12 protein-coding genes are annotated in these 14,393 nt (G+C 52.5%); 6 read left to right on the top strand and 6 right to left on the bottom strand.

The window, feature by feature from the left end; all coding sequences use genetic code 11:
* Nucleotides 1–105 precede the first annotated feature (105 nt).
* The 5 genes from LIY45_RS17685 to LIY45_RS17665 form a co-directional block, all read right to left on the bottom strand.
* Nucleotides 106–375, bottom strand: a complete 270-nt coding sequence (locus tag LIY45_RS17685; RefSeq protein WP_226477071.1) for a hypothetical protein — start codon at nucleotides 373–375, stop codon at nucleotides 106–108.
* On the bottom strand, nucleotides 372–1,352 hold the full coding sequence (locus tag LIY45_RS17680) for an integrase domain-containing protein (protein WP_226477070.1): 981 nt from the start codon (nucleotides 1,350–1,352) through the stop codon (nucleotides 372–374). The genes LIY45_RS17685 and LIY45_RS17680 overlap by 4 nt, the downstream gene beginning before the upstream one ends.
* Nucleotides 1,336–1,689 carry a hypothetical protein gene (locus tag LIY45_RS17675; protein ID WP_226477069.1) on the bottom strand — a complete coding sequence of 118 codons (354 nt, stop codon included), beginning with the start codon at nucleotides 1,687–1,689 and terminating at the stop codon, nucleotides 1,336–1,338. The genes LIY45_RS17680 and LIY45_RS17675 overlap by 17 nt, the downstream gene beginning before the upstream one ends.
* Nucleotides 1,673–3,082 (bottom strand): YfjI family protein, encoded by a 1,410-nt coding sequence (locus tag LIY45_RS17670; RefSeq protein WP_226477068.1) that lies wholly within the window; start codon nucleotides 3,080–3,082, stop codon nucleotides 1,673–1,675. Before LIY45_RS17670 ends, LIY45_RS17675 begins: the two co-directional genes overlap by 17 nt.
* A 1,058-nt stretch (nucleotides 3,083–4,140) precedes the next feature.
* The gene (locus tag LIY45_RS17665) at nucleotides 4,141–4,677 is read right to left on the bottom strand and encodes a LasR-specific antiactivator QslA (protein ID WP_226477067.1); all 537 of its coding nucleotides are present in this window, start codon (nucleotides 4,675–4,677) and stop codon (nucleotides 4,141–4,143) included.
* 929 nt (nucleotides 4,678–5,606) lie between these two features.
* On the opposite strand from LIY45_RS17665, the gene LIY45_RS17660 reads away from it, so the two are divergent.
* The 5 genes from LIY45_RS17660 to LIY45_RS17640 all read left to right on the top strand — a co-directional run bounded on the left by LIY45_RS17660 (nucleotide 5,607) and on the right by LIY45_RS17640 (nucleotide 13,477).
* Nucleotides 5,607–7,187, top strand: a complete 1,581-nt coding sequence (locus LIY45_RS17660) for a class I SAM-dependent DNA methyltransferase (protein WP_052199005.1) — start codon at nucleotides 5,607–5,609, stop codon at nucleotides 7,185–7,187.
* Nucleotides 7,177–8,496, top strand: coding sequence for a restriction endonuclease subunit S (locus LIY45_RS17655; RefSeq protein WP_226477066.1), 1,320 nt, complete (start codon nucleotides 7,177–7,179; stop codon nucleotides 8,494–8,496). Before LIY45_RS17660 ends, LIY45_RS17655 begins: the two co-directional genes overlap by 11 nt.
* Before the next feature lie 35 nt (nucleotides 8,497–8,531).
* A complete protein-coding gene (locus LIY45_RS17650) occupies nucleotides 8,532–9,239 on the top strand; it encodes an abortive infection family protein (protein ID WP_226477065.1) in 708 nt (235 codons plus the stop codon).
* Entirely contained in the window at nucleotides 9,239–12,436 is a 3,198-nt protein-coding gene (locus LIY45_RS17645; protein ID WP_226477064.1) for a type I restriction endonuclease subunit R, read from the top strand. The genes LIY45_RS17650 and LIY45_RS17645 overlap by 1 nt, the downstream gene beginning before the upstream one ends.
* Before the next feature lie 747 nt (nucleotides 12,437–13,183).
* On the top strand, nucleotides 13,184–13,477 hold the full coding sequence (locus LIY45_RS17640) for a DUF6124 family protein (RefSeq protein ID WP_226477063.1): 294 nt from the start codon (nucleotides 13,184–13,186) through the stop codon (nucleotides 13,475–13,477).
* Here the strand turns inward: LIY45_RS17640 and LIY45_RS17635 are convergent.
* Nucleotides 13,474–13,662: a hypothetical protein gene (locus tag LIY45_RS17635; protein WP_226477062.1), complete on the bottom strand. Its 189-nt coding sequence runs from the start codon at nucleotides 13,660–13,662 to the stop codon at nucleotides 13,474–13,476. The two genes, LIY45_RS17640 and LIY45_RS17635, sit on opposite strands and share 4 nt — an antisense overlap.
* Nucleotides 13,663–13,951: 289 nt before the next feature.
* On the opposite strand from LIY45_RS17635, the gene LIY45_RS17630 reads away from it, so the two are divergent.
* Nucleotides 13,952–14,245: a DUF6124 family protein gene (locus tag LIY45_RS17630; RefSeq protein ID WP_226477061.1), complete on the top strand. Its 294-nt coding sequence runs from the start codon at nucleotides 13,952–13,954 to the stop codon at nucleotides 14,243–14,245.
* Nucleotides 14,246–14,393 lie beyond the last annotated feature (148 nt).

Below are 14,393 nucleotides of genomic sequence, written 5' to 3'. Positions count from 1 at the left end.
CGACTATCGCCAAATCTCTCGTACGCCTGCGCTCCTTAGTCAAAGCCCCTGAGTATGGGAAGGCTCCGCATTCCCATACTCAGGGGCTCACGCTTAAAAGATCTATCAGCCAACCACGACTTGCGCCTTTCTGCGGCGGATCAACCCTGCTGTTAACTCAAAGTAGTACACGGTCGCGCGGGCAGAGCAGCGCAGAGAGTGCTCCAAAAACCATCTCACGTGCTTTTCCTTCCAGGACCAAGGAGTCGCACAACCCCAGCGCTCACCAATCGCCTCTTGCATCCTTTCCGCTTGCCTGATGTGCCGCTGCCGCGTGGCATGCGAACCTTTGAGCACGGGACTCAGAAACAACGCCATGTCGAACTCGGACGTCATCGCCGACCTCCGATGTAGGCACTCACCACATCGATGCGGTTATGTCCCAACTCATGGCTGATCTGCTGGCGGGCTTGCCGATCAAGCTCTCGATCTTCTCGATGGCCACGACCGCCATTGACGGGTGCCGAGAAGCCCGTCAGTTGCTCATAGCGCTCACAGGCATAAGCCGCACGCAGCTCATGAAAGCCTTTCAATCCCTGCTCATGCAGAATGTCCCGCGCAGGACGCACAACTGTCTGTAAGAAGACTTTGTAGCTTTCGTCGGGCGCTAATAGATTCCGACTGCCGTTGGGTGAGGCTTCGCTTGCTCTGTAGAGGGCATCGCGAACTTGATCCGTGACCGCAATCCAACGCTGCGCGGAAGCGCCTGATCGACCGCCTTTGGTGCCGTCCTGGATGTTGATCTTGCCCAGTTGCCGGGCCTCACGCTGCAGCCGGGGCAAGTCCGCCAAAATCGCCTCACGCAGGCGCATGCCGGTCTCCCGAGTCAGATGCACAATTGCGCTTACTCGCTGCTGGCTTCGCTCTGACAACGCCCGTGCGACTTGCTCGACCTGCACACGGTCTTGGCCTTGCGGTGCATCGCTACGCACGCCTGAGCGCTGCAGACACAGCGCCTTACTCGGACTGGGGATTTTGACGTACTGATCACCGCGCAGCGCGGCCATCGTCCGGTTGAGGCTGGACAGGCGGTTCTGCGCGGTGGCGATGCCGACCTTGCCCTGATCAACCAGCCCCCTCACATAAGTGGCGTACCGCATGAGGATCTCGCGATCAATCTGTCGCGCATCATAGAGCCTCGGACCTTCTTCCGATCGACACCAACGTACGAATGCCTGCCAGCGATCGCTATGGGCTTTAACGGTCGCAAAATGGCCGTCGCCAAACAGATATTTCAGTGCTTGGGGCCCGGCATAGCTGAGCTGGCGACCGAAGCCGAAATTGCGCCCAGATCGCTTACCGACGCGAGCCATTGCTTTGCTCCTGGTCGACTGCGCTTAACTCATGCAAAAGGGCTCGCCAGTGCGCACTCACGATGGCGAACTGACCCCAGTTAGTCGGACGAAAACACAGCTTGTTGTCGGTGACGTAGAGATGCGCGCCCTCCTCTTTCAACCATCGAATGATGGCTATCGTCGTGGCGTTGGTTTTATTGAGGGTGGCGACATCGGCGACAGCGGCGACAACTCTTGCTCTGCCGGGCTTTGAGCGTGGCGACAAAGTGGCGACACTCGCGGCGACAAATCGCGCTTTGGGCTCTTTTTGGCGCTGAGCCAGATGATTGCGCAGCGCGTCATCGAGATTGAACATGGCGCACCTCGAAGGTCTGGCCATCAGTGATCAGCCACTGATGATCAATCAGCTCGACCAACAGCTTGGTGGCATGACGGCTGCTCTTACGGGCAAAGCGGGGGCCGTTGCGATTTAGCTCTCGAACACTGAAACGCTTCCAACCCTTGACCTGAAGCCAACGCAGCAACCGATCCGCTTCTTCCTTTACCCGGCACACCGGCTCCTGTTCGGTCAGGCGCTGAATCTCGGTGAGGTAGTAGCCCATCAAGGTCGAGGCGCGTTGGATATGGTCGACCTCCACGACGCTGCTCTCCTCTACCACGGCCAAAATACCGGCGACGCGCAACAGGTTGTCGGCAGCCTTTGATCCACTCGGCCGCACATTGGCCAGCTCCCCAAACTCACCCAACTGGGCCTCGATGGCGTCATGCAGATCAATCCATCGACGACGAGCCAGCAGACTGAGGCTCAGCGTTGAAAGCAACAAAGCACCGTCAGCGGAAAGTGACCAAGGCTGATGAAACAGGGCAGAAAGGCGGTGGTGATAGCGCTTCAGGGCGGGATCTTTGGACAAGTCGACAGACTGATAGCTACGTTGCCCGGCGAGGCTAGTGGGCCAGGTCATCAGGCAGCGACCAAGGATGCCTTGCCCCTGCAGCAACGGGTCACTGAGTAACTGCACGGCCAAGTACGGTTGCAGCATCAAGTGCAGACTCAAACGCCGGTCATAAGCCCGCAAGCTTTCACCGGCCATAGAGCGAGCGCGATCTATCGGGCTGCCATCCCAGAGTGACGACAGGGCCGTGACCGCTTTCAAACGGTTATCCCGACTCATGGTGCTGCTACCGAGGAACTGTCCGCCTTCGTCGCAAAATAGGCCCATGCTAGGCAGGTCATGACAGAGCCCCTTGATCAGCGCCTCGATAGTCGGGTCCGTGGTGATCAACCTAGGGGCCGAGGGCTCCGCCTCTACGAAAGTGCGGTTTGCGGAGTCAGGATCGTCAGGATTAATACGCTGAGCCTGTTTTTGTACGGCACGGTATCGAGCAAGTTGTTCGCGATAGCGTTGCCACTGCTCACGTTCCCATTGCCGTGCAGGCAGTAATGCACATCGATCTGCTGCCGTTTTACGATCACCGGACGCGGCCACCGTAATCAGGTACAGCGACAGAGGGTAATTTCTCCCGTCGAGCTGTAAACCCGCATGACCTTGGGTGGCCAGCGCCGAGGCAGCCAACACCGATTGAGCGGCCAGCGCCTGGGGCAAGCCGATCACCTCGGCCATGCGCTCGACCGCAGGCCCAAGAATCCCTCCCAGTGCCTGCACCGGATAAGGCTGGGCCACGGGATTCGACTCAATCAGCGGTCGAGGTGGTTGTGGTAGTTCAAACTTCGGATCTAACTGCTGCATGGGCCCTCTCCTCGTTCATTGCTGGTTGTCCTCACGTAGCCCCGCCACGGGTGTTGAGTGTTATCAGGGATCAAGGCCCCTGCGGCCTGTGAGGTGTTCACTGACGCGGAACGAACGGCTCCTTACGACCGGGAGCGAGGGCATGACCCCATAAATCTGGCCTCCTTGGCGCATCCGAAAATGCGGGCGGGTGGAGGCTGTGCCGACTGACGAGTTCGGCACCTGGAGATCCTGGGTGGGAGAAAGCAAAGACCTGGACACCTGGTGCATGCCTGACTGTCAGTCAGGTGCAGCCCTTCCATGGGCTGCGGCACCGGTGCCTGTGTCGTTGCGGAGGGCGACGAATCGGATTTGTCAGGCCGATTGTCACGAGGAGAGTTGCGGCAATGCCTTGTACGACATGGATTGCAGCAGTGGTACGAGCGCCCGTCTCTTTCCAGGAGAAAGAGACGGGCGAGATCTGGCGCAGCGGAGTGTGCCGAAAGGTGAGGTTGCTGCAGCGCAGCGAGGTAGGCACATCGTCTGCCGCAATGGGCAGATCAGTCGAGTAGGCATCCATCACTCTTCGGGAGTGACCGTGCGAGCCGCCGGACGCTAATCGCACTTGGGGAGGAACCACCACACAAGTGGCGTAGCCTTAAAGGTTCTGGCTACCTGGGCTGGAGCTGTCAACGACAGCGATCCGTGCGCTAATTGTTATACTCGCTCGAAAAGGCGGTCAAGCGTCACGGCCAAAGCGCTCCAAAAGTGGCGACTGTCGCCACTTTTGTCGCCACGCTCCAGCCCATGTTCTACGTGAGTTGTCGCCGCTGTCGCCACACCTATATCCATGCCCAACGACAAGATGCGCTTTGACACTGAAACGGCTCTGCGCCCGATACAGATCAAGAGCAATTACTGACGGGTAAAAGAAGGCTGGCGCTAATAAAATTTGAAATGAATGGCGGTAACGCGATGACTGCAAGAAAAAGCGAGTGAACCCTCCGATCAGCGCGATCAAAGATCGCTTGATCGGAGGGTTTGGCGGGAAAAGCAAATCTCAAACGTCAATTACAAACTCAGGCATCGAAGCTCGTTGATTGGGAAGTGACTGCCTCACGTCGCATGATCAGCGTCTGCTGCAACCGAAGCAGAAAACCTGCTTCAAATGCTTCTTGGGGATCACCTGGACGATGATGCTTTCGGTTTTGCGCCAGTGCCCACCACAGCGGCAATGATGAGCCATCGAGCCAGGTCTCAGCGCACCGAACGCCGTCCTCAATCATCGGGCGGAATTCATTGCCCCATGGTGTTCGAAGACCGGGACAGCCTTCAGCGGAAGGAACAGAGACGTACTCACCAACCTGTTGATGGACGCGCTGAGCTGGGATACCGGACAAACATCGAAACGCCTTGTCAAAAAACACAGCCGCGTCATCCAACAGCTCCACAGCCAGCTCAACATCCTGTGGAAAATGAAGCAGGATGCTCTGTGCACCATTAAGCCGAAGCATTGCAGCCTGCCGTAGTTTAATCGCTGCATCTTCAAGGGTAAGCGATGAAGTATCGATACTGTTGGGTTTGGGGAGGCCGATTAGAAGCGAGAGATCAAACATCGCGGAATCCTCCGAGATAGTTTGACGTACGAAACAGATGGCCAAGGTGGCGCACGAGCTTAAAAGGGGGACATGCCATTTTCCTTATCTCCTTGGTTTGATTAAGGAATGCCATCCACCGTTGCGACACGAATGGGTGGCACACCGTACAGGGGTCGCAAACCGGAAACCAAGGAACCCGGCCAGGCAAAAGCCTGCCCTGCACGGTGCGCCATAGAAAAGCAGCAGCTAGCACTCGAAGTACTGGCTGTGCGATATGGCACGTACCGCGCCTTGGTTTCGATTCAGGTTGCGACACCCGGTCGCGGGATTGACCGCGACGAAGCAAAGCGTAAATGTGAAGCCGCAGGAACACAAGCATGCGGATAAATAAGCTCGGCATCCTGAATGAAGGCTTATCTGTGTTTCTGTCAGCTTAGGTCACGCCACCTCGCACCATCACGAGTCGCTTACATTTTCCGCCTTTACGCAGACAAACCGTCTCCAGGAAACCTGGTACGTACCAAATTAAGACATAGCCGCCGAATGCGTCTTCGCCTATTACCGACCTGGGAGCTCGACCACGTGGTCAGACACTGATTAAATGCGCCCACGCCACCGACGCCAGATCCCAGAGCATCAAGCCGTGAGGCAGCTAACTGGCTGGCGTAAAGCCATAGGAAAAGCAAGTGACATCTACCGCAGAACAAATCGAGCATTTCATCGCCACTTTAGCCTCGCTTGGGGGCAGTGCGGGTAATCAGCGACTGCTTGAGGCTCTGGCGTGGCCGGAAAGCACCTATCAGCGTATCAAGCAACAACTCATTGAAACAAAACGCATTAATCCAGGAAGAGGCCGCGGGGGGTCAGTGACACTCGCGCCGACTGAGGATACGGTCGTGCATATTGAGAAGTTCGGGGCCCAACCTACGCAACCAAAAACGAAAGATTTGCAGCCCAACCAAGCCCCCAATCCCGAGATTGACTATGCGGATGCCTTGTGGAAAGCAGCAGACAAGCTACGCGGGAATATGGAACCAAGCGACTACAAACATGTTGCATTGGGTCTAATATTTCTCAAGTATATCTCCGATTCTTTCGAAGCCCGACACGCCGAACTGTTGGAGGAGGATCCATTAGCAGCGGAAGATAAGGACGAATACATTGCCGATAACATCTTTTGGGTGCCAAAAGAGGCTCGCTGGTCGCATCTGAAAGCAAATGCCAAACGCCCACAGATTGGTACTTTAGTCGACGATGCTATGAGGGCAATTGAAAAAGATAACGAATCACTGAAAAGCGTTTTACCTAAAGAATATGCTCGCCCTGCGCTCAACAAGGTAATGCTGGGTGAACTAATTGATCTCATTTCAGGAATAGCGCTGGGTGAAGGTGAAAACAAGTCCAAGGACGTACTTGGACGAGTTTATGAATATTTCCTCAGTCAGTTTGCGGGTAGCGAGGGTAAGCGCGGGGGAGAGTTCTATACACCGCGCTCAGTAGTCCGACTTCTGGTGGAGATGCTTGAACCCTATCAAGGACGAGTATACGACCCATGCTGCGGTTCAGGGGGTATGTTTGTTCAGAGCGAAAAGTTCGTGCGAGAGCATGGCGGGCGCATCGGCGATATAGCTATTTATGGCCAAGAGAGCAACTACACAACATGGCGATTAGCAAAAATGAACTTAGCTGTTCGCCGCATCGACGCCGACATATCGTGGAATAACGAAGGCAGCTTTCATAAAGACGAATTTGCGGCTAAACGTGGCAACGATGGTGCGCCTATAAAAGCTGACTTCATACTTGCTAACCCCCCGTTTAACATCTCTGACTGGGGGGGCGAACGGTTGAAGGACGACGTGCGCTGGAAGTTCGGTATACCACCTGCCGGAAATGCCAATTACGCCTGGCTTCAGCACATATACCATCACCTTGCACCGTTTGGAACCGCTGGAGTGGTGCTGGCCAATGGCTCGATGAGTTCAGGCCAAAGTGGCGAAGGAGATATCCGTAAAGCCATGATTGAGGCAGATACAGTGGACTGTATGGTCGCTCTGCCGGGACAGTTGTTTTATTCAACGCAAATTCCCGCCTGTCTATGGTTTTTAGCACGCGACAAATCCAACGGCAAAGCAGGAAAATCGCATCTAAGGGATCGCCGTGGCGAAGTGCTATTTATAGACGCCCGAAATATGGGACAACTGGTGGATCGTACCCGCCGCGAACTTACAGATGACGATGCACTGAAGATCGCAACCACTTATCATGCTTGGCGCGGGGAGCAAAATGCCGGTAACTATCAAGACATACCTGGTTTTTGCAAATCATCTACATTGGAAGAGATTCGCGAGCATGGCCATGTACTAACGCCTGGGCGCTACGTCGGTGCCCAAACAGCGGAAATCGATAGTGAAGTATTCTCCGAAAAAATGCAGCGATTGAGCGCTGAGTGGAGACAATGGCAAAAGGAAGCTACGAGACTGACGACCGTAATCGAAGCCAATTTGAAGGAGCTTGGATATGGCGGGTGAGTGGCAGGATGTTTCTCTTGGTGATTTATTTAAGGTAAAGCACGGCTTCGCTTTTAAAGGCGAACATTTTACCAACGAGAAGCACAAAACCGTTCTCGTCACACCCGGAAACTTTGCTGTTGGCGGGGGATTTAAGGACGAAAAACGAAGGTATTACCGCGGCCCGATTCTTGGCGACTACATACTGAAACCGGGTCAGATTGTCGTTACAATGACGGATCTCAGCAAGGAAGCCGACACCTTGGGTTTTGCTGGTCGTATCCCTGACGACTCCAACACTTGGCTTCATAACCAGCGAGTTGGGCTTTTGGAGTTCAAGCATAAGGCGCCTGCTATTCCTCGATTTGTCGAATATCTTCTGCGATCCCATGAATATAGATCATGGGTAATCGGTTCGGCTACAGGAACAACTGTGAAGCACACGTCTCCAGGTAGAATTGAGAGTTTTACCACCCGTATTCCTCCGCTAGCCGAACAACGGGCTATTGCCTACATCCTAGGATCTTTTGACGACAAGATCGCACTTATCCGCCAAAGAAATCAGACATTAGAGTCTATGGCTCGTGCGCTTTTTCACGACTGGTTCGTCGACTTCGGTCCAGTCCGCGCAAAAGTGGAGGGCCGAGGGCCCTATTTGCCCACTGAAATCTGGAAAATTTTTCCCAAACGCTTCGATGCGAGTGGTAAGCCAGAAGGTTGGGATGAAAAACCGCTAAGTTCAATGTTTACCATTATCGGTGGTGGAACACCAAAAACCTCTGTCACAGAATATTGGGGCGGTGATATACCTTGGTTTTCGGTAGTCGATACACCATCGGCTAGCGATGTATTCGTGATCACAACCGAGAAGTCAATTACAGAACAGGGGTTAGCAGAGAGCTCCGCCAGGCGTGTTCCGAAAGGTACAACCATTATTTCCGCCCGGGGCACGGTTGGAAACCTCGCGATTACTGGATGCCCTATGACATTCAATCAATCATGCTACGGCTTACAAGGCGTTGCGGGCATAGGTGACTATTTTGTTTACCTAACGGCACAGCAGATGGTGGATCAACTTAAGTCGATGGCACATGGCTCCGTTTTTTCTACTATTACTCGACAGACATTTGAAGCAATTAAACGTCCGCTCCCGCCTCCCGAAATAATTAAAAAATTTGAGGCCTTGGTTTTAGAGTGGTTTGAAGAGATTTTTTCCAGCGTAGAAGAGTCTCGCACCCTCGTCTCCCTCCGCGATACGCTATTGCCAAAGCTGATTTCAGGCGAGCTTCGTATTAAAGATGCCAAGCGTTTTATAGAAGACAATATATGAATTTGGACTGGTGCCCCGGTATACGCGACGCTTGCATGCACTGGCGTGATGCAGAGATGCTGCAACAGACATTCGAGGCGTTGGAACGAACCCTAGAACAAGACAATGACGCATGTATTGACTGTGCAAAGTCAATCGTCGAGGTATTCTGCCGCATAATCGTAGACGAACTTGATTCTCCAACCCACCCTATTAAACCTAAAGCGAGTGCACCAGACTTCGGGGAATGGGTTGGCGCTGCAGTGCGCGTTTTGAAACTTGGCGAAAATCAGAACAACAAATTTCTAAAGCTGGTTTCGCAGCATCACAAGTTGACTACCGCTCTAGGCGACCTCCGCAATGAGTCAGGCCCGGTAAGCCATGGACGAGACGGCTTTCTTAATAAGCTTTCAATCCATCATAGGCGTTCGTCGATCTTGGCGGCCGACGCCCTCGTAACTTTTTTACATCAGGCATACCTAGAAACCCACCTCGACCCTGTCAATTCTCGCGAGCCATGGGAACGATTTGAAAGTTTTAATCAACTAATAGATGAACATGTAAGGTTAACGCTGGAAATAGACGATGATGGAGACTCAACGCTTCAGATTCTCTTACCTAGCAATGAGTCTCTGTCTCTAAACATACCTATCAGCCGACTGCTTTATCTACTTGATCGCGATGCGTACATCGAAGCCCTGATCGCTGCGCGCGGCGTGCCTGTCACGATCGCGGATCAAGCCAAAGAAGCAGGAGAACTCTAATGGCTTTTCTATCAGAGGCTCAATTAGAAACAGCGCTACTTGGTCAACTAGCTGCATTGCAATACGTCTGTATATCAGATGATTTGATTGGCCCGGATAGCAAACAGCCGGAAAGAGAATCATATGACGAGGTGGTACTTAAGACGCGTTTCACCACAGCAATAGCTCTACTTAATCCTAGTTTCCCTCCCGAAGCACAGGCAGATGCTGTACGTCGCGTAATACAATCTGAAATGCCCAACCTGCTGGATGAGAACCATCGCCTTCATCGTCTGCTAACGGAAGGTGTTGATGTTGAATATTATGCCGAGGATGGTACTTTAACTGCGGGCAAAGTTCGACTAATCGACTTTGATGACCTGACGAGTAATGACTGGCTGGCGGTGCGGCAATTCGTAGTAGTATCAGGGCAAATAAAGCGTAGGCCGGATGTGGTGATATTCGTCAATGGCCTGCCATTAGTAGTAATTGAGCTAAAAGCGCCTAGTAGCGAGAACGCATCTTTAATCGGCGCTTTTAATCAGCTACAAACATATAAATTGCAAATCTCGGCGCTATTTCGTACAAATGCATTTCTCGTGACCTCGGACGGACTTTCGGCTCGAATTGGATCGCTTTCCGCCGATCTAGAACGATTTATGCCATGGCGCACTGTTGACGGCCAGGAAATTGCGCCGCTAGGAACTCCGGAACTGACAACCTTAATTGACGGTGTTCTCGATCAATCGCGGCTACTTGAGTTGCTACGGAACTTCACAGTTTTCGGTAAAACCAGCGGAGGCTTGAATAAGATAGTCGCTGGTTATCATCAGTTTCACGCGGTGAAGAAGGCTGTCGCTTCCACGCTCCGAGCGAGCTCAACCAGTAAGGTTGCCCCGTCATCAACCCATGATTTGACCAACGTCGCGAACCAAGCGTCGGGGAATCATAAGGCTGGAGTGATTTGGCACACTCAGGGTTCAGGGAAGAGCCTGCTCATGGCTTTTTACGCAGGCGTTTTAGTAGTAGAGCCACAAATGGCCAATCCTACTCTAATAGTACTCACAGATCGCAATGACTTAGACGATCAGCTTTTTGCTACGTTCGCGATGTGTGAAGATTTAATCCGACAGACTCCTGTACAGGCCGAGAGCCGAAAACATCTCCGCACACTACTAAGCAGGGCCTCTGGGGGAGTTATTTTTACTACCTTGCAGAAATTTTCCCCTCCTGCGACAGAGACTGATTACTCACCACTTACAAATCGCTCAAATATAGTTGTCATTGCTGACGAGGCACATCGTAGTCAGTATGGTTTCAAAGCAAAGTTCGCAAGCAAAACTGGTGAGATAGCCTACGGGTTTGCCAAACACCTACGAGACGCTGTACCCAATGCATCTTTCATTGGTTTCACGGGCACGCCAATCGAAGCTACCGACGTTAACACACCAGCAGTCTTTGGTGACTACATCGACATCTACGATATTAGTCGTGCAGTAGAGGACGGCGCAACTGTACCAATCTACTATGAGTCAAGGCTGGCCCGTATCGAACTAGATGAAAATGAAACGCCACATATTGATGAGGAAATAGAGGCGCTTCTAGAAGATGAAGAAGAGTCCGATGCAGAGCGTACTAAACAGAAGTGGAGCACCGTAGAGGCCCTTGTAGGCAGCGAAAAGAGGCTGACTTTAGTGGCCACCGATTTAGTGCATCACTTTGAAGATCGTATTGCAGCACTTGATGGTAAAGCGATAATTGTATGCATGAGCAGAAAAATCTGCATCGACCTCTACGACTCAATCGTAAAGCTGCGCCCAAGTTGGCACAGTACAGATGATAATGCTGGCACAATCAAAATCGTCATGACGGGCAATGCCTCCGATCCCGCTGAATGGCAACAACACATTGGTAATAATGCTCGTAGAGATTTACTTGCTAAACGTGCGCGCGATGCAAGTAACTCACTCAACCTTGTGATCGTATGCGACATGTGGTTAACCGGCTTTGATTCCCCAAGTATGCATACTATGTATATTGATAAGCCCATGCGTGGCCACGGCTTGATGCAGGCAGTCGCTCGCGTTAACCGCGTGTACCGAGATAAGCCGGGGGGGCTTATCGTAGACTACATTGGTATCGCACAGAATCTAAAGTCCGCGCTAGCGCAGTATTCGAAACACGATCAAGACAAGACGGGAATAAACGAAGCCGAAGCTATAGCCGTGATGCAGGAAAAATACGAAGTAGTTAGGGATATGTTCCATGGGTTTGATTACCGCACAGTTTTGGACGGCTCGCCCAGTGAACGCCTAAAAATGATGGCGGGGGCCATCGAGTGGATTCTTAACAAACAGCAGCAATGGGCCTCTGTGGAAAAGACACATGAAGCCAAAAGAAAGGCACAGCGACGCTTTGCAGATAGTGTTCTTGCGCTTTCTAAATCATTTGCCTTGGCAGCCAGTTCGGATGAAGCAAGGGTTATCCGGGAAGAGGTGGGATTTTTCCAGGCAATTCGTATTGCATTGGTGAAGACTGCTTCTGGCACCGGCGTGCTAAAGCAGGATCGGGAGTTAGCTATCCAGCAGATTGTTAGCCGCTCAGTGGTTTCCACTGAGATAGTCGATATTTTGGCTGCCGCAGGCTTACAGACTCCGGATATATCCATTCTCTCGGACGAATTTCTTGCAGAAATTCAACAAATGGACAAGAAAAACTTGGGATTGGAGGCCCTTCGTAAGTTGCTTAACGATAGTATTCGTTCCCGAACTCGGACAAACGTAGTAGAGACGCGTGCCTTCAGTGAAAGATTAGAGGATGCTATATCACGTTATCACGCGAACGCCATTACCACCGCTGAAGTTCTTCAGCAATTAATAAACCTTGCACGAGATATCCGCGCCGCACGAAGCAGGGGCGAGGAACAGGGATTGTCCGATGAGGAAATTGCTTTTTACGATGCTCTGGCCGAAAACGAATCAGCGTTGCAGGTGATGGGAGATGAAAAGCTGCGTTTGATTGCTTATGAATTATTGGTCAGCCTGCGTGAAAATGTTTCCGTAGACTGGGCACATCGTGAGTCAGCTAGAGCTAGGCTTCGTGTACTAGTCAAGCGCATCCTTCGTAAATACGGCTATCCCCCAGATTTGCAGGATGTTGCAGTGCAGACGGTGTTGCAACAAGCAGAAGCACTATCATCCACATGGAGCCATAACTAAGTCAGAGGCCATCAATAAATGGTCTCTGGATGACTAAGATACGACGCGGTAGGGACCACAATCACCTACCGCCCCGTACAATCCCTACGTTAGTCGCTCCCTCACGTGGTGCCTGTCTCAGGCCAAGTCGTCTCGACAGCTACTCAAATGATCAGAGGCGTGCGAACAAGGCTAGTACTTTGCTGAATCGCGCCTGGCTTTGTAGAGATCGTGGAGGGCCTTAAATGGGCAAGCTGCTCGTCTACCCCATGCAATTCCGCATGGTATTCCAATCGGTATTCCAATTAAAACCAAGTCTTTACATAAATCATATAAATCAATAGCTTACTAAACTAATTCAACTTACCCCGGCCACTACATACGAAGCACCACCAAAACCCGCTTCGTGCAGGTTTTGCTGTTTCTGGGCTCCTGGAAACACACCGCCGAATGAGCCTTCGGATTTTTCCCGCAAGCCATCGCGCCCTTGATGAACTGGTGCTCATCAATCGACACGACTAGCCTTGAAACGTCGCTGCAAAATCAGCGACCGGGTTTAGCAGCTCGGTTAATATCAAGGCATGCAATGCCACCATCCGTTCAAGCGAAGCATCTTGCGTCCGCTTGTCCGCGTTATGGCGGCTGTGCGTGGGGCACTTTCGAGTGCGCTGGGTTCCTTGATTCCTGGTCTGCTAACCCGCGTACGGTCGCCACCCTTTTCGTTTAGCAGCGATGTCTGGCGACTCCACCAATCAAGGAGTTGCACTCATGAAAAAGAACAGTCCCAATCCTCCGAGCCCGGGCCAATCCTGCACGGACATCTTCTGCATCGCTCAAGGCATCGACCCCGAAACCCTGCTCGTACAGGCCTGCGAAACCCTCGCCTCACTAAACGTGCTCACTACTGACCTGGCTTTCGAACTTGACGGCGCCTTTCGCCATAAACTTCTGGCCACTCAGCAATTGAGTGTATTGGGCGAGTTGCTAGTAACTCGCGCACTGGACATTCTCGTGCCAACGGCAGACTCGAAACCGCAGGGAAGGACGTCTTCCGAGTATTAAAAAATAGCGATCCAGCGGGAAAGCGCCAAAAAGTAAAAACAGGTAAGCGGGCTATTTTCTTCGAAAATAAATCCGTCACCTTTTTCCAAATACGAAGCACCACCAAAACCCGCCTCGTGCGGGTTTTGTTGTTTCTGGGCCCCTGGAAACACACCGCCGAATGGGCCTTCGGATTTTTCCCGCAAGACATCGCGCCCTGCATGAACTGGCGCATGCCCCCCCACAAAGATAGCCTTCCCTGGTTGCTGCTCATCAGCAACCGGCTTTGACAGGCCGAAAAGTGTAACCTTTCACTCCCCTTGATACGTCGGCATGCTTCGCGCATTCCGCCTCGTTCATGGCGGCTGTGCGTGGGGCATCTTCGGGTGCGCCGGGTTCCTACACTTCCGGTCTGTCAACCCGCGTACAGCTGCCACCCAAACCTGTTTGACAGCAGGGGATGGCAGCTCCCGTCACCAGTGTAGGAGCGTCACCATGAAAAAGATCACTCCCAATCCCCCATGCCCAAGCCAATCCGGCGCGGATATCTTCTGTATCGCCCAAAACATCGACCCCGAAACCCTGCTCGTACAGGCCTGCGAAACCCTCGCCTCGCTGAACGCACTCACAACTGACCTGGCTTTCGAGCTGGATGGCGCCTATCGCCATAAGCTTCTGGCCACCCAGCAACTGAGCGTCTTGGGTGAGTTGCTGGTGACGCGCGCACTGGACATTCTTGTGCCAACAGCAGATTCAGAAGCAGCGGGAAGGACCGCTTTCCAATCCTGAAATAGCCATCCAGCGGGGACGCACCAAAAGTCAGAAAAAGGTGAGCGACCAATTTCCCAACAATAAGGCCGCCACCTTTTTCCGAACGACGAATAATCAGGCTTTCAGAAAAATTCTCTTCGCCAGTTCATGGACGATTGACCCACTA

Origin of the sequence: Pseudomonas sp. MWU16-30323 (genome assembly GCF_020515595.1) — a bacterium.
Classification (GTDB): Bacteria; Pseudomonadota; Gammaproteobacteria; order Pseudomonadales; family Pseudomonadaceae; genus Aquipseudomonas; species Aquipseudomonas yamanorum.
The sequence above is the reverse complement of the archived record's forward strand: the minus strand, read 5'-3'. Positions and strand labels throughout refer to the sequence as shown.

What these genes read in the sequence shown, in the direction of transcription:
- LIY45_RS17685 (WP_226477071.1), bottom strand. Translation starts at nt 375, where the DNA reads ATGACGTCCGAGTTCGACATGGCGTTGTTTCTGAGTCCCGTGCTCAAA.
- LIY45_RS17680 (WP_226477070.1), bottom strand. Translation starts at nt 1,352, where the DNA reads ATGGCTCGCGTCGGTAAGCGATCTGGGCGCAATTTCGGCTTCGGTCGC.
- LIY45_RS17675 (WP_226477069.1), bottom strand. Translation starts at nt 1,689, where the DNA reads ATGTTCAATCTCGATGACGCGCTGCGCAATCATCTGGCTCAGCGCCAA.
- LIY45_RS17670 (WP_226477068.1), bottom strand. Translation starts at nt 3,082, where the DNA reads ATGCAGCAGTTAGATCCGAAGTTTGAACTACCACAACCACCTCGACCG.
- LIY45_RS17665 (WP_226477067.1), bottom strand. Translation starts at nt 4,677, where the DNA reads ATGTTTGATCTCTCGCTTCTAATCGGCCTCCCCAAACCCAACAGTATC.
- LIY45_RS17655 (WP_226477066.1), top strand. Translation starts at nt 7,177, where the DNA reads ATGGCGGGTGAGTGGCAGGATGTTTCTCTTGGTGATTTATTTAAGGTA.
- LIY45_RS17650 (WP_226477065.1), top strand. Translation starts at nt 8,532, where the DNA reads ATGCACTGGCGTGATGCAGAGATGCTGCAACAGACATTCGAGGCGTTG.
- LIY45_RS17645 (WP_226477064.1), top strand. Translation starts at nt 9,239, where the DNA reads ATGGCTTTTCTATCAGAGGCTCAATTAGAAACAGCGCTACTTGGTCAA.
- LIY45_RS17640 (WP_226477063.1), top strand. Translation starts at nt 13,184, where the DNA reads ATGAAAAAGAACAGTCCCAATCCTCCGAGCCCGGGCCAATCCTGCACG.
- LIY45_RS17630 (WP_226477061.1), top strand. Translation starts at nt 13,952, where the DNA reads ATGAAAAAGATCACTCCCAATCCCCCATGCCCAAGCCAATCCGGCGCG.